The 23,779-nt window shown below is 48.5% G+C and carries 20 protein-coding genes and 2 tRNA genes; 13 read left to right on the top strand and 9 right to left on the bottom strand.

Going from position 1 to position 23,779, the window contains the following annotated elements; genetic code table 11:
- Positions 1-100 precede the first annotated feature (100 nt).
- From MHM89_RS16860 to MHM89_RS16850, 3 genes are read left to right on the top strand one after another with little or no spacing between them, the layout of a single operon-like run.
- Positions 101-955, top strand: a complete 855-nt coding sequence (locus MHM89_RS16860) for a D-hexose-6-phosphate mutarotase (RefSeq protein WP_239409303.1) — start codon at positions 101-103, stop codon at positions 953-955.
- A 9-nt stretch (positions 956-964) separates the two neighbouring features.
- Positions 965-1,480, top strand: a complete 516-nt coding sequence (locus tag MHM89_RS16855) for a PH domain-containing protein (protein ID WP_239409302.1) — start codon at positions 965-967, stop codon at positions 1,478-1,480.
- Positions 1,470-3,008, top strand: coding sequence for a PH domain-containing protein (locus MHM89_RS16850; RefSeq protein ID WP_239409301.1), 1,539 nt, complete (start codon positions 1,470-1,472; stop codon positions 3,006-3,008). Before MHM89_RS16855 ends, MHM89_RS16850 begins: the two co-directional genes overlap by 11 nt.
- Before the next feature lie 12 nt (positions 3,009-3,020).
- Here the strand turns inward: MHM89_RS16850 and MHM89_RS16845 are convergent, their stop codons facing one another.
- Positions 3,021-4,160, bottom strand: a complete 1,140-nt coding sequence (locus MHM89_RS16845) for a PepSY-associated TM helix domain-containing protein (RefSeq protein WP_239409300.1) — start codon at positions 4,158-4,160, stop codon at positions 3,021-3,023.
- Between the two features lie 274 nt (positions 4,161-4,434).
- Here MHM89_RS16845 and MHM89_RS16840 point away from each other — a divergent pair, with 274 nt between their 5' ends.
- From MHM89_RS16840 to MHM89_RS16815, 6 genes are all read left to right on the top strand, one after another.
- Positions 4,435-5,049 carry a PQ-loop domain-containing transporter gene (locus MHM89_RS16840; RefSeq protein ID WP_040643146.1) on the top strand — a complete coding sequence of 205 codons (615 nt, stop codon included), beginning with the start codon at positions 4,435-4,437 and terminating at the stop codon, positions 5,047-5,049.
- Positions 5,050-5,378: 329 nt separating this feature from the next.
- Complete coding sequence (locus tag MHM89_RS16835) at positions 5,379-6,473, top strand: efflux RND transporter periplasmic adaptor subunit (RefSeq protein ID WP_238319660.1); 1,095 nt, start codon at positions 5,379-5,381, stop codon at positions 6,471-6,473.
- A 9-nt stretch (positions 6,474-6,482) separates the two neighbouring features.
- Complete coding sequence (locus tag MHM89_RS16830) at positions 6,483-9,605, top strand: efflux RND transporter permease subunit (protein ID WP_239409299.1); 3,123 nt, start codon at positions 6,483-6,485, stop codon at positions 9,603-9,605.
- Between the two features lie 211 nt (positions 9,606-9,816).
- The gene (locus tag MHM89_RS16825; RefSeq protein WP_022944957.1) at positions 9,817-10,386 is read left to right on the top strand and encodes a hypothetical protein; all 570 of its coding nucleotides are present in this window, start codon (positions 9,817-9,819) and stop codon (positions 10,384-10,386) included.
- 58 nt (positions 10,387-10,444) lie between these two features.
- Complete coding sequence (locus tag MHM89_RS16820; protein WP_239409298.1) at positions 10,445-12,517, top strand: S9 family peptidase; 2,073 nt, start codon at positions 10,445-10,447, stop codon at positions 12,515-12,517.
- The gene (locus tag MHM89_RS16815; protein ID WP_239409362.1) at positions 12,510-13,106 is read left to right on the top strand and encodes a DUF938 domain-containing protein; all 597 of its coding nucleotides are present in this window, start codon (positions 12,510-12,512) and stop codon (positions 13,104-13,106) included. The genes MHM89_RS16820 and MHM89_RS16815 overlap by 8 nt, the downstream gene beginning before the upstream one ends.
- On the opposite strand, the gene MHM89_RS16810 is transcribed toward MHM89_RS16815, so the two are convergent.
- The 3 genes from MHM89_RS16810 to MHM89_RS16800 all read right to left on the bottom strand — a co-directional run bounded on the left by MHM89_RS16810 (position 13,077) and on the right by MHM89_RS16800 (position 16,129).
- On the bottom strand, positions 13,077-14,216 hold the full coding sequence (locus MHM89_RS16810) for a GNAT family N-acetyltransferase (RefSeq protein WP_239409297.1): 1,140 nt from the start codon (positions 14,214-14,216) through the stop codon (positions 13,077-13,079). The two genes, MHM89_RS16815 and MHM89_RS16810, sit on opposite strands and share 30 nt — an antisense overlap.
- Before the next feature lies 1 nt (position 14,217).
- On the bottom strand, positions 14,218-15,558 hold the full coding sequence (locus MHM89_RS16805) for an alpha/beta fold hydrolase (RefSeq protein WP_045979414.1): 1,341 nt from the start codon (positions 15,556-15,558) through the stop codon (positions 14,218-14,220).
- 85 nt (positions 15,559-15,643) lie between these two features.
- On the bottom strand, positions 15,644-16,129 hold the full coding sequence (locus MHM89_RS16800; RefSeq protein ID WP_239409296.1) for an Lrp/AsnC family transcriptional regulator: 486 nt from the start codon (positions 16,127-16,129) through the stop codon (positions 15,644-15,646).
- Between the two features lie 116 nt (positions 16,130-16,245).
- On the opposite strand from MHM89_RS16800, the gene MHM89_RS16795 reads away from it, so the two are divergent.
- Together MHM89_RS16795 and MHM89_RS16790 are read left to right on the top strand one after the other, a co-directional pair.
- Entirely contained in the window at positions 16,246-17,421 is a 1,176-nt protein-coding gene (locus MHM89_RS16795; RefSeq protein WP_022944964.1) for a monodechloroaminopyrrolnitrin synthase PrnB family protein, read from the top strand.
- On the top strand, positions 17,421-18,536 hold the full coding sequence (locus MHM89_RS16790; protein WP_239409295.1) for an aminotransferase class V-fold PLP-dependent enzyme: 1,116 nt from the start codon (positions 17,421-17,423) through the stop codon (positions 18,534-18,536). Before MHM89_RS16795 ends, MHM89_RS16790 begins: the two co-directional genes overlap by 1 nt.
- On the opposite strand, the gene MHM89_RS16785 is transcribed toward MHM89_RS16790, so the two are convergent.
- The 4 genes from MHM89_RS16785 to MHM89_RS16770 all read right to left on the bottom strand — a co-directional run bounded on the left by MHM89_RS16785 (position 18,514) and on the right by MHM89_RS16770 (position 20,188).
- A complete protein-coding gene (locus tag MHM89_RS16785; RefSeq protein ID WP_239385833.1) occupies positions 18,514-19,128 on the bottom strand; it encodes a flavin reductase family protein in 615 nt (204 codons plus the stop codon). The genes MHM89_RS16790 and MHM89_RS16785 overlap by 23 nt on opposite strands.
- A gap of 540 nt (positions 19,129-19,668) precedes the next feature.
- A tRNA-Ser gene (locus MHM89_RS16780) sits at positions 19,669-19,761 on the bottom strand.
- Positions 19,762-19,784: 23 nt separating this feature from the next.
- Positions 19,785-19,875 (bottom strand) — tRNA-Ser (locus MHM89_RS16775).
- A 172-nt stretch (positions 19,876-20,047) separates the two neighbouring features.
- Positions 20,048-20,188 carry a hypothetical protein gene (locus MHM89_RS16770; protein ID WP_022944967.1) on the bottom strand — a complete coding sequence of 47 codons (141 nt, stop codon included), beginning with the start codon at positions 20,186-20,188 and terminating at the stop codon, positions 20,048-20,050.
- A 277-nt stretch (positions 20,189-20,465) separates the two neighbouring features.
- Between MHM89_RS16770 and MHM89_RS16765 the strand changes: the two genes are divergently transcribed.
- On the top strand, positions 20,466-21,329 hold the full coding sequence (locus MHM89_RS16765; protein ID WP_239409294.1) for a diacylglycerol kinase family protein: 864 nt from the start codon (positions 20,466-20,468) through the stop codon (positions 21,327-21,329).
- On the opposite strand, the gene MHM89_RS16760 is transcribed toward MHM89_RS16765, so the two are convergent.
- Positions 21,286-22,233 (bottom strand): DMT family transporter, encoded by a 948-nt coding sequence (locus tag MHM89_RS16760; RefSeq protein ID WP_151173623.1) that lies wholly within the window; start codon positions 22,231-22,233, stop codon positions 21,286-21,288. The two genes, MHM89_RS16765 and MHM89_RS16760, sit on opposite strands and share 44 nt — an antisense overlap.
- A gap of 92 nt (positions 22,234-22,325) precedes the next feature.
- On the opposite strand from MHM89_RS16760, the gene MHM89_RS16755 reads away from it, so the two are divergent.
- Entirely contained in the window at positions 22,326-23,771 is a 1,446-nt protein-coding gene (locus tag MHM89_RS16755; RefSeq protein ID WP_045979408.1) for a PLP-dependent aminotransferase family protein, read from the top strand.
- Positions 23,772-23,779: the final 8 nt, after the last annotated feature.

The raw sequence follows: 23,779 nt of genomic DNA, 5'->3' as shown, positions 1-23,779 counted from the left end.
AACATGACCGAGAGATGAATTATTTTCGCGATATATTTACTTAATTATGATTATTTGGGTATGGTGAAGCTGCATTGGCTTTTTTAAGAAGGAACGAAGTATGCAGCTTTCACCTAGTGTTACTATTGCTCGATGTGAGTCGGGTTTAGAATACTTACAGGTTAATTCACCCTTGTGCCAAGCCCGTATTTTTCTTCAAGGCGCACAACTGACCGAATACACTCCAGCTAACCAAAAACCACTTATTTGGGTATCGAGCGAGGAGGATTACCAAGAGGGCAAAAGTATTCGTGGCGGGATCCCCATCTGTTGGCCTTGGTTTGGAGTGCATCAAAATCCCGAATGGCCCATTCATGGTGTGGCTCGAGTATCGTTATGGCGTGCAGAAGAAGTAAAAGAAGAACAAGACGCCATTCGCATCAGCTTGTCTTTGCCGATGGCGAAGGTGGATAAAACCTATTGGCCTCACAACACCAAGTTAGAGGTTGAATATGTACTGAGCGATAAACAGCTCGAGGTACGGTTGACTAACACCAACTTAGGTGACAGCCCAGTGCAACTAACACAAGCACTGCATAGCTACTTACCGACCCCAGATATTACGCAAACATCCGTAGACGGCTTGCAGGGGGCACAGTACATCGAGTTTGGTGAAGGGCCCTTTGAGCAACAAGAAGTGGTTCACTTTGGCCGTGAAACCGATATGGTCTACAGTGATGCACAGCCATTGCAGCGTATTCGCACCCCTGACGGCACCATTGAGGTTGCCCGGGAAAACTCGCGTTCGTGTGTTTTATGGAATCCCTGGGTAGATAAGTCTCAGCGGTTATCGAACTTTGCGGACGACGAATACCACAAAATGCTGTGTTTAGAGGCCGCAAATGTGCTTGACGATAAAGTTGAACTTGCGGCGCAGCAAAGCCATACACTAGCAACCATTATTCGCTGGGGCTAGTAACGGTCTATGGGCTCGTCATTTAGTAATGAGCAGATTGAGCACCTGCCACAGCACCAAACCGTGCAATTACAACCTTTGCCGGGAGCGGCGTTAGGTTATCGCCTAACAAGGGCTCTGTTGTGGTTAGTGGGGTTGCTCGTTGCTACAGCCGCTGTTGCCTATTTGCGACCGCTTGATTTTGCCGCTTTGCGGCCTTGGTTGCCCTACGTTCTCCCAGCTTATGCATGCCTACACATATTCTGGCAGTACCTTACTTATCGCCATAGCGGTTATGCGATTCGCGAGCATGATGTGATGTATCAACGGGGGGTTATTTGGCGAACAACCACCCTACTTCCTTTTGCTCGTATTCAGCACAGTGAAATTCATCATGGGCCACTTGAGCGACTCTGGTCTGTAAGTACCTTGCAGTTATTTAGTGCCGGTGGTTTTGCTGCCGACCTAACCATGAGTGGGTTGCATCATCAACAAAACCAAGCCCTGCGCGACGTTATACAGCAGTACCACAACGATGAGCAATAATAGCAGTAATACAGCTGAACCAGCGCAGCAGTGGCAGCGCTTGAGTCCATGGGCGATTCTTTATTTCATTGTGAATACCGGTTACCGACTTATCGCTGATGGCTTCTTAAATATGTTGCCGGTCTTGGTGCTCTTTGTTGTAAATGTTGAACGTAAGATATTTTGGGCAACATGGGGTGGAGGAATCGCGCTGCTGGCATTAGTTGCGTATGGCTGTGCTTATTACGCAACATTTCGTTTTCGGGTGCAAGGCGATGCTCAAGTGTTGCTTCATAAAGGTGTGTTTACTAAAGAGCGTCTGGCGTTACGTTTTGCACGGGTGCAAAATATTAACCTTGCCACGCCTTTTTACTTTGCTCCTCTGGGAAGAACAAACTGCCAGTTTGACGCCGCTGGTAGCAGTGACAAAGAGATAGTCTTACCCGCTTTGAGTAATGCCCATGCGCAGCAACTACGTCGCTTTATTTTAGCGTCGAAGCAGCGCAGTGATGAAGAGGAGGCTGATACAGAGCAAGAGACTCAAGTAGCAACCTCGGCTGATTTAGCCTTGCCGAACCATGAAGTGGCTAAATATGGGTTGATGTCGAATATGGCATTGCTGGCGCTAGCGGCCCTCATGCCTATTGTGAATATGGTCGATGGACTATTTGAGCAAGTGGTGATCGCTAATTTAGATGCCTTTTTCAATGCTCACGACCTTTTGGCTGCATACGCTGAAGAGTTAACCCTGATCACTTTGCTTATCGCCGCAGTGATACTTACTGTCGGTGGCTCAGTGATCATGGCGTTATTACGGTTTTATAATTTTGAACTTTTTATCGAGCAGGCCCGTTTTCGTCGAGTTGCTGGGTTGTTAGAGCGCCAGCAACTCAGTATGCGTTTTACCAAGGTACAAAGCGCGACCATTAAGCAAAACTGGGTCGCGGTATTATTGCGCCGTTATACCCTGAGTTTTGCGCAAGTGGCTACCTTCGGCCCGAAACATCAGCAGGATAAGCAATCGCTGTTATTGCCGGTGTTAACGCATGCGCAGATGACCCAGATGATGGCAACGATGTTTCCTTGGTTTGCTAACTATGACGGTGATTTGCAGCCGGTATCTCGGCGCTACTTTTGGCATCGCGTCGGTTTATTGGCCGCATTGCCATTAGCTACAGTGAGTTGTTCATTGGCGGCTTTTTTACATTGGGCGTTCATTGCGTTGGCGCTGTTAATACTGCCTTTAGCGCTTTATCATTATTGTATATACAAGCGTCTTGGCTGGCAGTTAGTCAGTCATCAAGGGCAGGAGTTTTTAATCCATCGCAGTGGCCTAATTGGCAGTGTGCTCACGGTGTGTGAGCTCTTTAAAGCGCAGCAGGTCAGCGTGGTGCAAACAACATTAATGGCCAAAGCACAGGTTGCAACCATTAGTATTCAGTTTGCTTCAAAGCGCCTCACCTTGCCATTTATGCCTGAGCAGCAAGCACGGATGCTGGCCGATCGACTGTTATTTCATATCGAAACCGACCAGCGCGCTTGGTTTTAATGGCTTTTTAGCCTAGCTATAAGCCCGCTTGTGGTGTGTTTGTGTACGACGGTTACGCTTAGAAGCCTTCTTACGGCGGCTTCGCACATACCACAAGTAAAACCCTGTGCCCGCCAACCAAACTGGGCTTAAACCGATCACCGCCCAGATGATTTTGCTAACAAGACCGGCAAAATAGCCAAAGTGTAACTTGCGAAAGCTATCGATTAATTGCCAACCAAATGCTACCTCACGGATATCCCAGTTGCTCATATGGGCACCTGTGTCACGGTTATAAGTCACCATATTACCGTATTCACTGAAAAGCGGATTGCTGCTGTCGACTTCTCCCCAAAAGGTAATATGGTCATCTCCCTCATGAGGTAACGTGATAAAAGTTGGCTTAAAGCTGGCAATTTGTGTGCGACTGTCGTCCATTAATGACTGCAGTGATAAGTTTGCCGAATGTTGTTTATTCATCACCACAGGGTGCTCTTCATCGGCATGTTCAATTACTTCGTGATACCACACAGCGTAGTTAAAGTAGCCCCCGGTGATCGCCAATATAATGAGAATGGGAGAGCCAAAAACCCCCGTCATTTTATGAATGTCACTGAGCACAATTTGCAGCGTTGCTCGCCAGCGTAAAGTGAACAAACGACGCCAAAATTTGCGATAAATGATAAGTCCCGTAACCCCTAACACCAGTAAGAACAGTGCGAAGAAAAACCCCAGTACTGTTCCTGTTTGTCCCGGTAAGGAGTCCAAGTCATTGAGCATAAAGGTGTAATGCAGCTCTACCAAGAAATCGGTAATGTAATGTGTGGTGCTAACAGGTTCAGAAAGTGTCTCGCCAGTGTATTGATTGACGTGGAACTTGTACCAATCCTCGGTGCCTTTTTTGATTGTGTACACTCTATCTGCAGTGTCATTATCAAACACTTCCCACGCAGCAATAACGTGTTCTGGATAACGTTGTTCGATGCGCTCGGTGAGCGTATCAAGCGACAACCGCTGTTCAGTATTGGCGACGGCAAAGTGTTTTTGCGGCATTAGCCAGCCATCTATTTCGCTTTTAAACACCAAAATAGCACCAGTGATACTGATCAACAGTAATGGCAGCATGGCAGCAAGAGCTAACCAGCTATGAATTTTAAATAGGGTTTTACGCATGGGACTAAGCGAGCTTTCTGACGGTTATGCAAATAATAACGATTATCAAAAATAATACAACCATACTCGTTAAGCGTAAACATAAGCTGAAAATGTAATTATATCTTTACGTTTGCATGATGCGTTGAGTGCCGTATTGCTATTGCTTAGTAGGCTAGCATCTATACAATGCGCGCCTTCAAAAAGTTGTTAATAATCATGCGTTTACATTAGTTGTTTGTTTATTAACGGCCTGTTTTCTATTTTAACGATTAGTTTAACAAAAGAGGTTGCTTTGACTGAGTATTTGCCCATTATTTCGTCTTTTATCTTAGCTTTTAGCTTTATGCCGATGCTAAATAAAGTTCGCAAAAACCGCAGTGTTTCTGGGCTTTCTTTGCTTATGATGAGTTTTGGCGTAGCGCAAAGTATTTACTTTATTGCCTTCAACCTATTTTTTGAGCGTTACTACATGGTTTTACCTTTTGTGGTGACCGGTATGCTCAGTAGCCTTATTTTGTACTATTTTCTTCGTTACGATGCCGCAGCCAAGCAGCGTAAGCAATTATTGTACATGCTACTATTCAGCGTGGCGCCGTTCTCTTTATTGGCTAGCCCTTACGTTGATGCCGATAGTCTGCTTATCGCTCTGACGTATGTTGGTCTGGTTATGAGCTCAATTCGCGTTATGCCACAAACCTATAAAACTTTGCGCAGTGGTGATGTTAGTAACTTGAGTGCGCGCTATTTTATGTTGCAGCTTTTGGCAGGGTGCTTTGGTCTGACGGCTGAACTTTATATGGCGGCGCCCAGCGTGTCGCATATTCTTAACTTTGTGATGATCTTATTGACCAATGCGGCGCAATTAGCCTGTATTCAATATTACCGTCATCGTCCTGCTATGGCATAAGTTCGAAGTAAAAAAGGCTGCCCGTATGCAGCCTTTTTCATCGTTTAAATACCCCACTTTATGCCCTCTCTTGTCGCCCTTTCAAGTCACCTAATCTCTCCATCTCGTTGATACGTATTATCGGTCATGGCTACAGGTGATGCCGTGGTGTAAAGAAACTGCAAAGTAGTAATACTTCCTTACAAATGTCACCTTACTTATACACGGCAACTTGTTAATATAACGTGAGTATAGATTTATCAAGGTAAGTGGGTATGCACAAGGTACTGAAAAAGTTGTTGGTGGCGCTGGGAGTCGTGTTAGTAACGGGGCTTGCTGGAGCCGCTGTTATGGTGTCGGCAAAGAAGCCAGATGAGACCAAGCAAGTTGATACACGCCCAGTCGTTGAGGTAGAGCAGCTTGCGGCCAACGATCATCAAGTGTTGCTATCCACATATGGTGAGGTACAGCCTCTTGAAAGCACTCAGCTTGCCGCGCAGGTTACCGGCGAGGTGGTAAGCTGGAACGAACGCTTTGTTGCAGGCGGTATTGTTGAGCGTGGCGAGCTGCTGTTCACTATTGAAAAAGATAACTATGAAGCTGCGGTATTACAAGCCGAAGCAGAGCTTGCTCGGGCCCAAGCGGCATTAATTGAAGAGCAAGCACAACAAGACGTCGCCAAAGACGAAGCTGCCCGTACGCCGGGTGTAAAGCGTTCAGCATTATTCCTGCGTGAACCTCAGGTGCTCAGCGCCAAAGCTGCTGTGAAATCAGCAGAAGCAGCGTTAAAGCGTGCTCAGCGTGATTTAGACAACTGCGAAGTCCGCGCCCCCTACGATGCCTTAGTGATCAGCCGAAACGTAGGCCAAGGACAGTTCGTTTCTGTGGGTAGCCAAGTAGCTGAACTTAACAATATCGAGACGGCGGAAGTGATTGTCCCCGTGGCTGGTTTTGACAGTGCCTTTTTACCACAGCGTGTTGCTGGCACGCCAGCCACCATTATCCGGGAGGGTTTAAACGGTTTCACTCGCAGTGCCGTGATCGATCGCGATTTAGGCGTGGTCGACAGCGCTACGCGTATGAGTAACTTGGTGGTGCGTGTTAACGATCCCTACGCTATGCACGGGCAATTGCCTAAGCTGAAGTTTGGCAGCTATGTGCAAGTGCAGTTCGCCGGACAAACTTTGAAAGAGATTTTCCGCCTGCCGCAAGAGCTGGTGAATAACCAGACGGTGTGGGTGGTGAATAAAGACAACCTGCTGCAACCTCGACAAGTCAAAGTGGTACGTGAAGAAGATGAGTTTTTTCTGATCAGTGGTGGCCTTGATGCTGACGACCGTGTGGTTATCACTTTGCCTGAGTACCCGCAAGAAGGCATGGAAGTGCGTATTGCCGGAGCTGTAAATAGCTCTGAAAATAGCCCCAAGACAACGGATCAACTGTAGGAGCCGATAATGCAACAGCAAAAACAAACCGGCATTATCGCTTACTTTGCCAATAACCCTGTGGCTGCCAACTTGATGATGTTATTCATCATCATCATGGGTATTGTGAGTTACATGACCATCCAGCGGCAGATGTTTCCCAATGTTGAAGTCAACTATATCACCGTTCAGGCTAATTACCCGGGAGCCTCACCACAAGAGATTGAAGAAAGCATCCTGATCAAAATTGAAGAGTCACTTAAGGATGTCACTGAAATCGAAAAAGGGGTGTATCGTGCCTTTCGCAACTCAGGAAGCGCGCAGTTAGAGATAGACCCAGATGTTGAGCTCACCGATGTTTTAGATAAAGTTAAGCTGCGTGTTGATGGCATCGCGACCTTTCCTGCGGGAATGGAGCCTGTCACCATTAGCCAAGTAGAATTCCGCCAAGATGTCATAGGCATGTCTTTGGTTGCTGATTTACCTCTGACAGAACTCAAGCCTATAGCCAATAACATTGAGGATGAGTTACTACAGCTAAGCAATGTGTCGTTGGTGCAAAACGATGTGCCACTCGATGAGATTGCTATTGAAATCAAGCCTGATACTTTGCGCCGTTATAGCCTCACACTTAATGATGTGGCTAGTGCGGTAAGACGTTATTCGGCTAACTTCTCCGCTGGTCAATTACGTACCGATGCCGGCATTATCTCTGTGCGTGTAGAGGCGCAGTCATACTCTGGTGAGGAGTTCCGCTCTATTCCAGTGAAAGTCGGTGCTAATGGCGCGAAGGTCCTACTGCAAGATGTGGCGGTAATAAAAGACGGTTTCACCGAGGGTGAGCGTTATTTCAAGTTCAACGGTAAAAACGCCATTTACCTCAGCGTGAAAGCAACCAAAGAACAAAATATGATTCCCGTGGCCGAATCGGTTAAAGCCTATATCGACAGTAAGAATGAGTCGCTCCCCTCTGGAGTGCGTCTTGTCCCCTTGATGGATATGACTTACTACCTCAATGCGCGCTTGGACATGATGCTGAAAAACTTGTTCCAAGGGGCCATTTTGGTGGCCATTATGTTGAGCTTGTTTTTACGTTTTAAATTGGCTCTGTGGGTGATGGTGGGCTTACCTGTCTGTTTCTTGGGTGCCCTGATGACCATGCCGTTATTTGGCATTAGTATCAATATCGTATCGTTATTCGCCTTTATCATGGTACTTGGAATCGTGGTGGATGATGCCATTGTCATAGGCGAAAGTGCCTATACCGAAATTGAGAGAAAAGGCGGTGGCGTTGAAAATGTGGTGCGCGGCGCTAAACGTGTCGCCACACCGGCGACCTTCGGGGTGCTTACTACGATGGCGGTATTCGCGCCGTTTACATTATCAAGTGGTCCTGAACGAGCCTTCTTCTTCGGTATCGCCGTGGTAGTGATGGCGTGTTTGGCGTTTAGCTTGATTGAATCAAAACTGATTTTACCCGCGCACATCGCTCATACTAAGTTCCCACCTATTAAAAAAGATGGGTTCAGAACGCGCTTTAATACTCGGTTCTTTGCTTTCGTTAATGGCCCTTACCGACGCACGGTAGAAAAGTGCATCGAGTGGCGTTGGGTGGTGCTATTAGGTTTCTTCGGTATGTTAGTGCTCAGTTTTACACTTATAGCCAGCAACCATGTGCGTATGGTTCCTACACCAAAAGTGCCGCATGACTTCCCGCAAATTAATATCGAGATGAACGATAATGCCTCGGACATGCAAACTATCCGAGCGGTGCAAAAAATTGAAGCCATGGTGCGTGAAGTTGATCGCGAAACCGAACAACAAGCTGGGCAAAAAATGGTGCGTGATCTGTTGGTGTTTAACCAAGGCCGCACGGAAGCCACGGTATTGGCGCCACTCGTTGAAGAAGAAATTCGCCCTTATAACGCCTTTGAATTGTCGCGCCGTTGGCGCGAAGCTATGCCAGAAATAGCCGGCATTAAATCACTGACTATCCAAGATGATGTCAACGGTAACCCGGGAGGGGACGGCGAATTCGGTTACCTACTATTTGGTTCCGATATTGATACGCTTAATGCCGCTGGGCGTCAGTTTATCTCCATGCTGCAACAGCAAAAGGGGTTGTTTGATATTAGTTCAACCATCGACCCAGCAAGCAAGGAAGTGCAGCTTAGTCTCAAGCCAGTGGCCTATGACTTGGGTCTAGATTTGCAAGATATTGCTAATCAAGTTGGGGCAAGTTTCTATGGTGGTGAAGCGCAACGGGTGATCCGCAATGGTGAAGAAGTACGGGTGATGGTGCGTTACCCTAAACTGACACGCGAGGCGTTCTCATCGTTAAAACACACCGTAGTGATGACTCCTAGCGGTCAAGAAGTGATGTTAGGTGATGTGGTTGAACTTCAAGAGCGCCCGGGTGTGAGCTATATCCGCCGCGAGGGTGGTTACCGCACCGTCTATGTGTATGGCAGCATCGATGAAGAAATGGTGGAGCCAACAGCCGTTGTTAAACGCATTAAAGAAGACCTACTGCCACAGCTAAAAGAGGACTTTCCTTCGGTTAAAACTGAGCTTGGCGGCTCCATTGAAGAGCAGCAAGCGCAGGCAAATGAGCAAATGCTGTTTTTCATTGCGGGAATGATCATTGTTTATATTCTTTTAGCTGTGCCGCTGAAGAGTTATAGCCAGCCACTCATTGTGATGTCGGTGATCCCGTTCAGCTTAACAGGGGCATTGTGGGGACATTTTTGGTTCGGCCTTGACCTCAGTACCATGTCTTTCTTCGGCCTAATCGCCGCCGCCGGTGTGGTTATCAATGACTCATTGGTAATGACTGACTTTGTCAACCAAGCGCGCCGTGAAGGACACAGCACGGCCAGGGCAGTGGTTGAGGGTGGCTGCGCCCGTTTTCGTGCTATTACCCTGACGTCGATTACTACCTTTGCCGGTGTCCTACCCATTATGTTCGAAACCAGCCTACAAGCTAAATTCGTCATCCCCATGGCCGTAGCATTAGGCTTTGCGGTAATGTACGCAACGTTACTGACACTCATTTTGGTACCTTGCTTATATATGATACTCGCTGATGTGCGCCGAGCATTTGTTAAGTTCTGGCAGTTATTCAGTCGCAGGCCAAAAGCGGCAAAGGCGTAAGCAACTAATAGAAGGGAAGGAGACTTCCCTTTTTTAGTATCAAAGTATTATATTGCTTCAATAAACCAATACTTTATTGCGCTATGGCAAAGGGTGAAAGTAGAATATTAATCTTTCAGCTGGTTAAAAATTAAGTTACCTTTAAGTTTTAATTAAGCTTTATTGGGTTGCTACCTGGTTTGTTTAGGAAAGCCAAATTGTGAGGTTTGCAATGGTGAAGTCTTTACCCGAAAGTGAATGGATCAGCGTGGGCACGCTCAGTAGTCATACCCAGTTGTTTCGTGGCGACGTGGTTGAAGTAGAAGTATACGACACCCAAGGGCTAGTCAAAGATCTCAGTTTTGTCATCAATATTGAATCGGACCAGCAAGGGGAACCTCAGAATTGGTCCCGTGAAGTGGCGCAATACATTAACACTCATATTCCTTTAATGCAGGCTGGGCGCATGACCGAGCAAGGATTGATTGTTGGCTATCGTGGTAATGAAATTTATGCCAGTAGTCGCTGTGGCATTACTGAAGTAGTCATTAATTATAACTGTGTAGCTAAAAGCCAAGATCAGGTAGGAGAAATGGCTTCCGGCTATGATCACATTTTTCCTGTTAACCACGAGTCCTATCGCGCTGGTGACCGAGTACTGCATTTAGCGACTGGAAAGGTGTACCGTTGCAAGCCTTGGCCGTATACCGAACTGTGTCGTTTGGGTGGTAAAAACCACGATCAATACGAACCAGGCGTTGGCTTAAATTGGCAAACAGCTTGGCAAGAAGTAGAGGAATAGTCGCCCTGTTGAGCAAATGATACACTGACGGCTCAGTTTCAGTGTATTGAGGTCATTTGTGCAAGCACCCATCGCCAAAAAGGTTCCCCACTTACTTTCCCACCATGGTCAGCAGCGCCAAGATGATTACTATTGGATGCGTGACGATAAGCGTGAAAACCCCGAAGTTCTCGCTCACTTAGAGGCGGAAAACCGTTATTGTCAGCAAATGCTTTCGTCTACTGCGCAGCGCCAGCAACAGCTGTTCGCCGAGCTCAAAGGGCGCATAAAGAAAGACGACAATACCGTGCCGGTCAAAGATGGCGCTTATTGGTATCACAGCGAAGTCAGTGGTGATGAAGAGTACGGCCGACATTTTCGTGCCACCAGTTTTAGTGGTGATAATAAAACCCTACTGTTGGATGTTAATCAGCTTGCACAAGGCCATGACTTCTATGATTTAGGTGAGGTGGCAGTGAGCCCCAATGAGCAGCTTCTTGCCTATGCCGAAGATACCTCGGGAAGACGTATCTACACCGTGGCGTTTAAGGATCTCGCCACCGGTGAGCTGCTTAGCGACACCCTCACTAACACCGAAGGCCAAGTAGTCTGGGCCAACGATAACCAAACAGTTTTTTATGTGCGTAAAGATGAACAAACACTGCTGGGTTATCAGGTGTTTCGTCATCGCTTAGGTACGGCGCAAGAGCAAGACGTGTTGGTATACGAAGAGAGTGACCGCAGCTTTTATATGGGGCTGGGCAAAAGCCGTGACGAGAGCCTGATCTTTATCGATTTAGAAGCCACAGAAACCAGCCATACCTTCGCTATTGATGCCGATAACCCGTGTGCTCCAGTAACGGAGTTACTGCCGCGCACCCAAGGGCACCTGTATGATATTGATAAGCTAGGTGAGTACTTTTATATCGTCAGTAATTGGCAGGCGAAGAACTTCCGCTTTATGCAAGCCACTGCCGCGCAATTAGCCGACTTACAGCAATGGCAAGAGCTCGTTGCCCACCGCGAGGATGTGCTGTTAGAGAGTGTCGAGCTGTTTGAGCACTACTGGTTGCTCACCGAGCGCCAGCAAGGGCAGATAGGCTTTGTGGTGTACCAGCATCGCCAAGGCATGGCGACGGGGTCGCCGGTGCCACTGCAATTTGCCGACCCCTGTTACTTTGCCGGTGTGGCCATGAATCCCGAACCGAATGTGAGCAAGGCGCGGGTGTTTTATTCGAGCTTAACAACGCCGGGTAGCTTGTTTGAGTTTGATTTAGCCACGGGTGAGAAAACCTTGTTGAAGCAGCAGCAGGTGGTGGGTGAGTTTAATGCCGATGACTACGCCAGCGAACGCTTGTTTATCACTGCGCGTGACGGTGAGCAAGTGCCTGTTTCTCTGGTATACCGTCGTGATTTATTTAAAGGCGATGGCAGCAACCCGCTGTTACAGTATGGTTATGGTGCCTATGGCATTACTATCGATCCAAGCTTTTCCAGCACCATCCTGAGTTTACTCGATCGTGGCTTCGTCTATGCTATTGCGCATATTCGTGGCTCAGAGATGCTGGGCCGGCAATGGTATGAAGCAGGCAAGCTCAAACATAAGCAAAATAGCTTCAATGACTTTATTGATGTTACCGAGGCGCTGGTTGCCAAGGGTTATGGTGCTGAGGATAAAGTGTTCGCCAGCGGCGGCAGTGCCGGTGGCCTGCTGATGGGGGCGGTCATTAACCAGGCTCCGCATTTGTATCGTGCGATTGGCTGTCATGTGCCCTTCCTTGATGTGCTGACCACCATGCTGGATGAGAGCATTCCGCTGACCACCAACGAGTATGATGAATGGGGTAACCCCAACGATGAGGGCGATTATCAAACCATCGCGGCTTATTCCCCGTACGATAATATCAAGGCGCAAGATTATCCCCATATTTTGGTAACCACTGGGCTGCATGACTCACAAGTGCAGTACTGGGAACCGATGAAATGGGTTGCGAAAATGCGCGAGTACAAAACCGATAATCACCTATTGTTATTTAAAACCGACATGGAGTCGGGTCATGGTGGGGCTTCTGGGCGATTCAAAAGCCTGCAAGAGAAAGCCCTTGAGTTTAACTTCTTCCTACATACTTTGGCTGAAGATGAGCATCAATAAACCTTTTTCACAGGCGTGTGAAAACAATAAAGCGCCAATATTGGCGCAATTACAGCGTATTTTTAAAAATACTGAGCAGGTGCTTGAGATTGGCTCGGGCACTGGCCAGCACGCTGCTTTTTTCGCTCCTCGATTGCCGCACTTATTGTGGCAAACCAGCGACTTACCTGCTAACCATGATGGCATCGAGCTATGGCTGCAAGAGGCACAGTGTGACACCCTGTTACCGCCATTGTCTCTCGATATTGGCGAGCCTTGGCCGGTATCGCAACCAGATGGTATGTTCACTGCCAATACCCTTCATATTGTCAGCGAAGCGCTGGTTGAGGCGTTCTTTGCAGGGGTTAGTGAGCACTTGCCATTACATGGCCAGTTATGTATTTACGGGCCTTTTAAGTGTCAAGGTCAGTTCACCAGTGCCAGCAATGCACAGTTTGATGCCATGCTCAAACAACGCGATCCACGCAGTGGTATTAGGGAGCAACAATGGCTGGTCGCCTTAGCCAAGCAAGCGGGGCTGACCTTGATTGATGATGTAGCGATGCCTGCGAATAATCAGTTACTGCACTTTGAACGGACTAAGCGCTAAGCATTGTTGTCTATACAAGTCCAGCTGCGCACTTTCGCGAGCCACAAAGTCCGTTAATGCGGCAGTGAATGGGCTGTCACAAAAGCGATGGCAGGAGTGGGTGAAAATCGGCGCAAAGCCACGGGCGATTTTATGTTCCCCTTGAGCGCCGCTGTTAAAGTTTGTTAGCCCCTCGTTTATACACAATTCAATACCTTGGTAATAGCATAGTTCGAAGTGCAAGTGCTGGAATTGCTCATCGCAACCCCAATATCGACCGTACAAGGTTTGCTGGTCGCGCAGATAAAGGCTTGCGGCGACAATGGTGCCTTGGTGCCAAGCGCTGATAATGACCAAATGGTCAGCCATCAGCGTGAGTAGCTGGGTGAAAAAGTTTGCAGTTAAATAGCCCAGATGGCCTGAGCGCTTGAGGTAAGTTTGCTGGTAAAAGCGGATCATTGCATGCATTAACTCGGGGCTAATTTCCCGGCCTTGATGCACTTGTACCTGCAACTGCTGCGCCGCAATCTGTGCTCGTTCTTTTAACACTTGCTTGCGCTTACGAGACTTCAGTGCGCTACAGAAGTGTCCGAAGTTGTTATAGCCGTGATTGCGCCACTGAAACTGTACGGTTTGACGCTTTAGTAAAGGGGGATGTGCCAAGTGTTGGCTGACGTCGTCATTGTAAAAGTTGATATGCCATCCCGACCATTGCTGTTGCTCGGCTTCGTGATCTAGGGCGTTGGCGAGGGCGATAGCCGCTTGCTGTGGGTCAATATCACGGTAAGCGATACGCGGGCCGGTGATGGGCGTAAAGGGGATGGCGCTAAGCCATTTAGGGTAATAGTCAAAGCCGTATTGCTGGTAGGCCTCGGCAATACTCCAATCAAATACATACTCGCCATAAGAGTGAGATTTTATATAGCCTATACATAGGGCGACCAGCTGCTCACCTCGGTATAAACCTAGATGGTAGGGCTGCCAGCCGGATTGTGCGCAGGCACTCCCGGATTGTTCTAGGGCGTAAATAAACGAATATTGGCTAAAAGGGTGAGCGCTGAAAAAACGTTGCCAAGTGGGTTGTCCAACCTCGGTGACCGACGTAAAGAAGCGATGCGTCAGTGCCGTCATGTTACTGCATGACCCGAGCTAAAAACGCGCTCATATCTTGCTCTAGCTGCGCATAAAACGGGTTATAGGTCAGGCGCTTGAGCGGCCGCTGCTGCGAGAGGTTAGCGGCGGTGCGCTCACCGACGATCACCTCACCCACTTTGCATTGGCGGTAGCGGGCATCATCCTCTAAATAGCTGCCGCAGTTACGATAAAGCCCTTGCCGACCATAGTATGGGTGCTGTGGCGCGTTGACCACACCAATATGAGAGATATCAATAACGTCCTCACAAGGAGGCTGTCCACGCTGACATGAATAACTACGAATATCGAACGCGGCCCCTAACAATGCTTTGGCAGCTTGTTGTTGACCATAAAACACCAACATATCGTGCCGGGTTTGCGGACGTTTTTGTGGGTCATGCCATACCTTAAGCATATTTAAGGTCGCGCGTGCATCAATAGTGGTATCGACCTCGCTTTGAACAACAAATAACGGAATATTGGGCAGCTCGGCTTCAGTCAGCGCATCTTGACTAATTCGCGACATGGCTTGATGGGCTAGGGCTGCGGCAGCGAAAGGAAAGCTTTCATATTTGGCGAAATCTATGTCGGCGTCTTTATCGATCCAGTTTACGAATGGAACCCGATCAATCCACTTTGCTAGCCAGCCATTTTTATTATGTGGTTCACTGGCGGGAGACCAAAGCATAAGGGCGCGGATATTGGCTCTATCAGGCTCGGCTACAAGCTCGGCCATGGCTAACGCCGCACCGGTTGAGTAGCCGCCAATCACCACCTGTTCGAACTCGTTAGCGGCACGGTTTATGGCATAGCGAGCAAGTTGCTGCCACTGCGAAAACTCGGCGTCCTGAAGCTGAGCTGCGGCACTGCCATGGCCTGGTAACAGTACTGTCCGCACGGTGAAACCTTGGCGATAGAAATAGGCCGCGAGGCTATGATAGCTAAAAGGGGAGTCGGTAAGGCCGTGAAACAGCAACGCGACCTTGTCATTATTATGCTGACGCAGCTCAAATGGGCTGAGTAAATGATGCACTTGAGTATTGGCAGGAAGCTGTTGTTGCTGCTGCAGCAGTTGCACTGTGGCTGTGTTTACGGGGCAAGGAGTGTGGGCGCGGGGGTTGTGTGTCTTTAGCCACTGATTGGCACGGCGTAAATAGGTAGCAAAGCTGGGGTTGTCGCTGATATCAACCGCAGCTTGGCCATCACCAATGGCGTAGCGGTAGCGGCCTTGTTCTTTCGCCGCCATTATGGTGTCGACATCGCTGACTATATCGAGGCAAGTTTCGCTGCTGTGGCCTACACCGCTGATCAACATCAGCATAAAAATAACGATACGCATGGGAGTACTCCATCAATCCAAGTTAGCAGCATACCAAAGCACTGCACTGACAGCTAGCGGATAGCGAGCAACCCTGTATATACAACTACAGCGGCAGCTGCCAGCGAGAGAAGCGTTGTTTTAAAACCACGGTGGAGTCAATGGCGGCAATCTCCGCAAGGCCTCCGAGAGTATGTTTGACGAAGTGTTCGTAGTCACCAAGGTCTTTGGCAATAATTTTTAGCAAATAATCGTACTCACCGGTGATCACCGCACATTCCTGCACCGCTAAAAAGCCATCCACTTGGCTTTCGAAGTTATCGGCGGCCTGAGCGGAGTTTTGCTGTAATTTAATAAGCGCATAGACGGTAACATGAAACCCCAGTTGTTGGGCGTTTAAACGGGCATGGTAACCACGAATATAGCCAGCTTGCTGCAGCTTAGTGATGCGGCGAATACAAGGAGTATCTGACAGATTAACGCGCTGCGCTAACTCGCTGACACTCATCCGGCCATTGTCTTGCAGCAGCGCAAGCAACTGCAGGTCCTTGGCATCTATTTTAATTTTTGAGTGGTTATCGCTATTTGTCATTTATTCAATGGTGATTTTTATTGTTTTTATACGTTTATGTTAGTGGAGGTTAATAAAAAGCACCACCGGCTTTATGCTATTTTTACCTTATGTAAGGCAATATTTTTGTAGCTCCTATGACACCGCACGCACAGCAATTTGATGACTGGATCCGCAGTCGCTTTGTCGAAATTAATAATCAATTAGAACAGCGCTACCAAGCACAGGCCGATCGTGCCAATGTCCATGGTGTCGGCGATGCACTGAAGCAGCAACTCACAGACGAAGGAGACGCGTTAATAGCTAATTTAGTTGATGAGGGCAATACCGATGAGGGCTTCGATAGTGCCTTTGATTTGCTCGGCAATGTTGGCTTATATATGGCGGCGTGTCGGCGTCATGAAATCACCGAGCCGTCACGAGAAACGCATTCTCCGCTGCAACAAGCGTCGACTCTGGCTATGCACATTGGCGCGTCCATAGGCGTTACCCCTCGTTTTGCAACGGCGCATTTAACCACCCATAATCGCGCTATCAATGGCCAATATAAACGTTTTACTGATCTGCCCGATGAACGCTTGTTTGTTGACTATAACACTAAGGGCATAGTGGCCTTCAAGCGGGCCGCCGATGCGTTGTTGCGTATCCAGCCTTTGGGCATTTCTCACCCTGTGGTTCCTGATTTATTGTTAGTGGCCGAACAAGCGCTAAAAGATGTACTGGAGAGTAACCGCTATTTATTTCAGCACCTTGATGCACAGCAGTTCTTTTATGCCGTGCGCCCCTATTACAAGCCTTATCGGGTTGGCAAAGAGGTCTATCGGGGCGCCAATGCCGGTGATTTTGCTGGTATTAACGTGATCGATATGTTGTTGGGGTTATGCTGCGCCAATGAACCGGCTTATTCACAAATGCTGGTAGAGAAGTTTTTATACATGATGCCAGAAGATCAGCGCGTACTGCGCAATTGCATGCGTTTGCCGTCGATTATGGATGAGTTTTTAGCGGTGGCACCGCAGCAGCATAGCAGTTCCTGGTTTCAGCAAAACCTCAGAGCATTTTTGAGGGTGTGTAAATTGCATGGGCAAACGGCAATTCAGCACCATAACCAGCTGGTTGATAAGTATATTCGTATTCCTAATGAAAATCTTGGTAGCCAGCATCAAACGAAGGTAACGGCCAGTGGACCGCCCTTACCTGTGCTGTTGGCCGAACTCGCTAATCTGCGCGATAAGCGCGCTGCGCGTGAGCGCGATGATATTCACACCCGTTATCACGATATCGCCACATTAACGGCGTTGGTGGACAACTAATGAAAGATACCTTTGCCTTGCCTCAAGGGCCCTACTTACTCAGCCACTCGGTGGGTCGGCCATTAACAACCGCACAGCACGCCTTCAATGAGGCGTTCTTTGCGCCTTGGCAGCAGGGCCAACAAGAGCCTTGGTCACAATGGCTGCAGGTTATTGAACAGTTTACTCAAGCACTCGCGAGGTTATTTAATAGCCCTGCTGGGCAATTTTGCCCACAGGTTAATTTATCCAGTGCATTGACCAAGCTGCTGATGGCCCACCCACGGCTAACGAGAGGTGGGTGCAAAGTGCTGCTCAGTGAGCAAGACTTCCCGAGCATGGGCTTTGTGTTGCAAAAAGCCTTACCTGAGGATTGTCAGCTGCGATTTATACCGGCTCACGAAGATGTCAGTGATGCTCAGGTATGGCAGCATTACTTAGACACTGAGGTTGATTTGGTGTTTGTTAGTCAGGTGTATTCCAACTCTGGGCAGCAGGCCCCGGTTGCTCATATCTGTGAGTACGCAAAAAAGCGGGGAGTGTTGTCGCTAATCGATGTAGCTCAGGGAGCGGGGGTGATCCCTTTGGATTTAACCGCAGTGGCACCCGACTTTATGATCGGCTCGAGCGTAAAATGGCTCTGTGGTGGGCCAGGAGCCGCTTACTTATGGGTTAGTGAGCAGCAATTAGCGCACTGTCAGCCCAAAGACGTGGGCTGGTTTTCCCACAGCAATCCTTTTGAATTTGATATTCATCATTTTGACTACCACCCCAGTGCCTTACGTTTTTGGGGCGGCACCCCCAATATTGCACCTTATGTTTTGGCCGCGCACAGTATTAGCTGGTTCAATGAGTACGGCATCGATAAGGTGCGTAACCATAACCTGGCCATGCAACAATTGCTGTGGTCGCACCTGCAGCAGTGGATTGTCTCGCCGAAGGAGCCCGAGAAGCGCAGTGGTACCCTGATTGTCCATGGCGGACGTCACCAACAGGCCCTGCTAGCGGAACTAAACAAAGCCTGTATCAGCGTCGATGAACGCCGCTTGGGTATTCGTATTTCACCGCACATCTACAATGATGAGCAAGATATTGCGGCGTTACTCAGCGTTGCTAATCGAGTACTGGGCGACTAAGCACGCTTTGACGGGTGGTATGCGCGTAGGCATCGCCACCTAGCTTACCTATAGTGGGCAAACGTTCCGGTGCGATGCGACCATCGACCAACAGAGCATCATCAATGTCGATGGTTTTAACGTCGAGCAACATCATTTGCCCGCTTCCCGGCTCTGAGCCAAGCTCAATCACCTCTCGCAGCGTGCACTCATAGCGTACTGGCGCAGCGGCAACGCCTGGCACGGATACACTGTGGCTAGTGTGCTTATCAATACCCACGGCCGTAAATTCACTGATATCACTCGGGTAGTTGGCGCAGCTTTGATTCATCGCCGTGAGCAAGTCTTCAGTGACAATATTTACCACACATTCTTTGGTTGCCAGCAAGTTTTTCAATGTGTCTTTCGGCTCTCCTGTGCGAGGTGTCACATGAGTAACTGATAACACCGGCGGTTGGCAGCTGGCCACGCTAAAAAATGAGTAAGGGGCGATATTATCGACGCCAGTGGCGCTGCGGGTGCTGACCCAAGCAATAGGACGAGGGGTGATGGCACCGACAAGGTGCTGATAAAGTTGCTGGCTAGACTCTGCGTCTTGAGTATGTAATAGCATAGTGAATATTCATCGCTGTTGATAATGGGGCGTTATGGTGGCAAACGTGGTGAAAAAGTAAAGGCCAGGTTCTGATAACGGTTGTTGGGATAAGCGCGCGTACATCCTGTACTCGTCCCTACGGGCGCCTTCGCGGCTCAAAATGTTCCGGACATTTTGTCGAACGGAGGGGGCTCACCAAGTCCGCCTACTCGAAATTTAGTTATAAAAAAACCGCCGTAAAGGCGGTTCTCTTATAACTAATGGCGGAGAAGGGTCGAAGAAATCGAAGTATTGCTTCGCAGTTCTGAGACGCCGAAGGCTGGACGCTTGCGACTGGACGCCGAAAAGCAAAAAACCGCAACAATGTGCGGTTTTTTAACTTAACTAATGGCTTCGACTCGGGATGAGCACTCGTGTATCCATACACTCGCCGCTACGGGCGCCTTCGCGGCTCAAAATGTTCCCGACATTTTGTCGAACAAAGGGTCCTCACCAAGTCCGCCTACTCGAAATTTAGTTATAAAAAAACCGCCGTAAAGGCGGTTCTCTTATAACTAATGGCGGAGAAGGAGGGATTCGAACCCTCGATAGGGCTACAAACCCTATACTCCCTTAGCAGGGGAGCGCCTTCAGCCACTCGGCCACCTCTCCGGCGCGAATCAGTTTGTAAAATGTGGCGGAGAGATAGGGATTCGAACCCTAGATGGGCTATTAACCCATGCCGGTTTTCAAGACCGGTGCATTCAACCGCTCTGCCATCTCTCCATGGGCTAGGATAATACTGAGGCAAAACGCAGGTGTAAATAGAAAAACGGTCGTTTGCTTGATTTTTGTGCTAATTCAGTGAAATAGAGGGTATTTTAGACTGCGATGGGGGAAGGTTGAGGGTGTAAAGCTGGTTGGTGCCTTACACCCAAAGTAACATTAATCTAACTTATTACTTGTAACGAACGACGCCACTAAGAGCGAGTTCCTTACCGAAGCGGTTTAACTTTGCCAGCATTTTTGCTTTACGCTTGCTGGGCTTCACTGCGACTTGGCTTGCTGCCGTTTGGTTTAATGTGTTTACTGGGTTCATCTTGGTTGCTCCGCGCTATGTCTGTGTCTGAAAACATGGCTATTGTGAGGCTGAAGTGGTTAAAAATAAAACGATAAATTTTGGCCCTTTCGCATAAGTTTTTTTTATATATTTTGCTTTTGTTAAGTTTCGCTTTAGCGTGTTTTATGCATGATTATATTTGTGTGCTTTTACCTTGAACCTTATTATATTAAGGGTTTAAAGCTTGATAAGCTTTCTGTATTAAAATAGGCTGCATATTTATTCAGATAAAACATATTTGTTTTAAGGTGTCCATTTGCCGACTTGTTCATCTTGGTTGGTGGTCTATCACCCCAGTTACCAAAAAAAGTTGCTCGACCAACTCGAAAAATGTTTGCAGCAAGCGGCTATTGGTTACTCCCGCCTAGCTACGTCCGGGGACTTTGCGCGTGACTTAAAACGTTTGAAAGCGCGTAGCAATGGTTTAACAAGGGTTGTGGTGCTCGGTGGCGATGGCACCTTACACTTGGTTGTCAATGCGTTTGCCTACACCGCTGTTGAGGTGGCATTGATCCCCTGTGGCAGTGGCAACGACTTTGCTCGGCAGTGGCGTGTTAGCCAAGCGCATTGGTTAGCTACAGCTTTACGGGCGCCGGCACAGCGTATCGACTTAGGGCGAATCAACGATCGTTACTTTGTTAATGTGGCTGGAGTTGGTTATGACGCTGAGGTGGTGCGCGCAACGCAGAACAAAAAAGGCCGATTAGCCCGTTGGCGATATAGCTGGGAGGGGCTTAGGCACTTTTATACCTACTCTAACCCACAGGTCAGGGTAGAAATTGATGGCAAGGTGACTAACCAGCGCCAGCTGATGTGCTGCTTTGCCAATGGTCAGTTTTTTGGTGGTGGCATGAAGGTCGCGCCGGATGCTAATGTGACAAGCGGCGCTCTAAATTACCTCAGCGTTGCTCAAGGCGCGCCACTGCGCCAAGCTGTGGCGCTATTATTTAGTTACTTTGGCGCGCATACCCGACTTGCACAGATCACCACAGCGGCTATAAAGCGCTGTGAGGTGACAACTGTAGGGTTGGGTATTGAAGCCGATGGCGAATACCTTGGCACCACGCCCGCCGTGATTAGCTGCCAAGCGGACGCACTGCTTTTTGTGGTACCTCGGTAACACGGGGCTTACGAAAGCGAGCCGTTATTTTGTGCACTGGCGTGAGCACAATGGCATTGCCAAGCAGTACACAGGCAAAGCCATATACGGTGTTCGCTTGCCATACAAAGCCTTCAAATAGGGTGCTCAGTACCACCGCTACGAGCGGGAATAAGACGATCACATAGCTGGCTTTCTCAGGGCCAATATTTTTTAATAGCACGAAGTAGCAGGCAAAGGCGATGACCGTACCAAAGGTGCTTAAGTAAAGCAGCGATAGCCAGTAACTCATTGTGGTTGTTGCGAAGTCGACACTGGCGCCAGTGAATACAACATATAAGCTTAAACCTAGGGTTGCATACAACATGCCCCAAGCATTGCCTTGTAAAATTCCGACCTCGGCTTGTGAGTTACGCACACTGACCATATTCCCTAACGATGCCACTAAGGTGCCCGACAACGCCAGCAGCAAGCCAATTAATACGCCATTGTTTAAATCCAACGACGAAATTGCCGGCCAAAACAGTACGGCAATCCCTACCACGCCCAGTAGGGCGCCAAAATAAATGCGTTTGGCGATGGGACGAGAGAAAAACAGCTTGGTATTAATGATATTCATCAACAACAGCATACTGAACGCAATCGAGGCCAGTGCTGAGGTTAAATAGGCTTGCGCCCAATAGAGAATGAGGTAATTCGCGCCAAAATTACACAATGCTAATAAGGCAAAAAAGACATGATCGCGGCGATTAAAACGCATAGGCAGGCGTTTGATGAGCACATACCCCCACATCAATAGCGCTGCTATGGCAAAGCGCAGCAACAGTGATACCTCCACGGGCACGCTACCTAGTTGAAACTCAATCGCCAGCCAAGTTGAGCCCCAAATGAGTACAGTGACCACATAAAGCAGGATGTTGTTCATGATGAATTCTCGTGATCGTAAAAGGTGGTATTTTAAAGTGATTCTGTATACTGTACATACACAGAAAAGTGATTTTGATACCTATACAGATTATGTCGCGGACGATTAACAAGCAGCGCGCTGTTTATCTTTATCAGCAAGTTGTCGACTTGATTAAAGATATGCAGCAACACGGCACCTTAAATGCAGGGGAAAAACTTCCCTCGCTGCGGGCCATGGCGCAGAAACTCTCGGTTAGCATTCCCACGGTACAGCAAGCGTATCAGGAGTTAGAACGTCAAGGGGTGGTTAGCGCCCGCGAAAAGTCTGGGTTTTACTTAAATGCGGCGGTGCTCCCGTGCAGCCAGCCTAAACGTTCACGACTGGCGCGCTCGCCCGTGGCAGTTAACAAGCAGGCATTAATTGAACAGGTTTTCGATGGTTTACATCAGCCCGGTGTGATCCCGCTGGGGATCGCCAACCCGGTGGCGGTGAGTGCCACCGATAAAGTATTGAGCCGAACTATGCGCAAGGTCATGAACGCAGCCGGCGACCAAGCGATTAACTATGGCCCACTGGATGGCTTTGCACCGCTAAAAAAAGAGATCATCGGTCGATATTTAGATTTTGCCATCGGTGTGAATAGTGACGAGCTCGTTATTACCAATGGCGCGCAAGAAGCATTAAACATTGCGCTGCAATGCGTTACGCAAATGGGTGATATTGTCGCTATCGAATCGCCCTGTTACTTCGGCATCATTGAGATGATTGAAAGCTTGGGGCTGAAAGCCATAGAGATCCCAATGTGCCCGGAAGAAGGTGTCTGTGCAGATGATTTGGCGCGTGCCTTCGCAGAGCACGACATCAAAGCCTGTATTTTCTCTACTACAATTAGCAACCCCTTAGGCTCGCAAATGTCCGATGAGCGCCGCCAGCAACTGGTGCGCATGATTGAGGAACGAGGGGCGGTGCTTATTGAGGATGATGTGTATGGTGAATTGGCGTATGAACATAGTCATGCCAAACCGGCGCAATACTTTTCTCGCAAAGGGCAAGTGATCACCTGCTCGTCGCTGTCTAAAACAGCGGCGCCGAGTTATCGCGTAGGGTGGATGATTGCTGGTAAGTATGCAGCGCAAGCGCGACGCTTAAAACGGGCGATTAGCTGTTCATCATCATTGATGAATCAGTGGACCCTGTACGAATTTATGAGTAGTGGCGATTACGACAAAAACTTACGTACACTACGCCAGCGCCTAGCCTTGAACAAGGAGCGCATGCGGGCGCTGGTGTTACAGCATTTTCCGGAAAAAACGCGGATGACTAATCCCAAGGGCGGCTGTGTATTGTGGCTGCAGTTACCAAGCCAATACGATGTGATTGAACTTTTTCATTTGGCGTTGGACGCGGGGATCAGCATTACACCGGGCTCAATATTTAGCGCTACCGATAAATACCGTCAATGTGTGCGCCTGAGTTATGGTATTCCTTGGAGCGATAAAGTGGAAGTGGCAGTAGCGCGGTTGGGAGCGCTCTGCCAGCAAGTGCGAAAGGGGTGATTATTCCG

Source organism: Pseudoalteromonas sp. CNC9-20 (genome assembly GCF_022347875.1).
Lineage (GTDB): Bacteria > Pseudomonadota > Gammaproteobacteria > Enterobacterales > Alteromonadaceae > Pseudoalteromonas > Pseudoalteromonas ruthenica.
The sequence above is the reverse complement of the archived record's forward strand: the minus strand, read 5'-3'. Positions and strand labels throughout refer to the sequence as shown.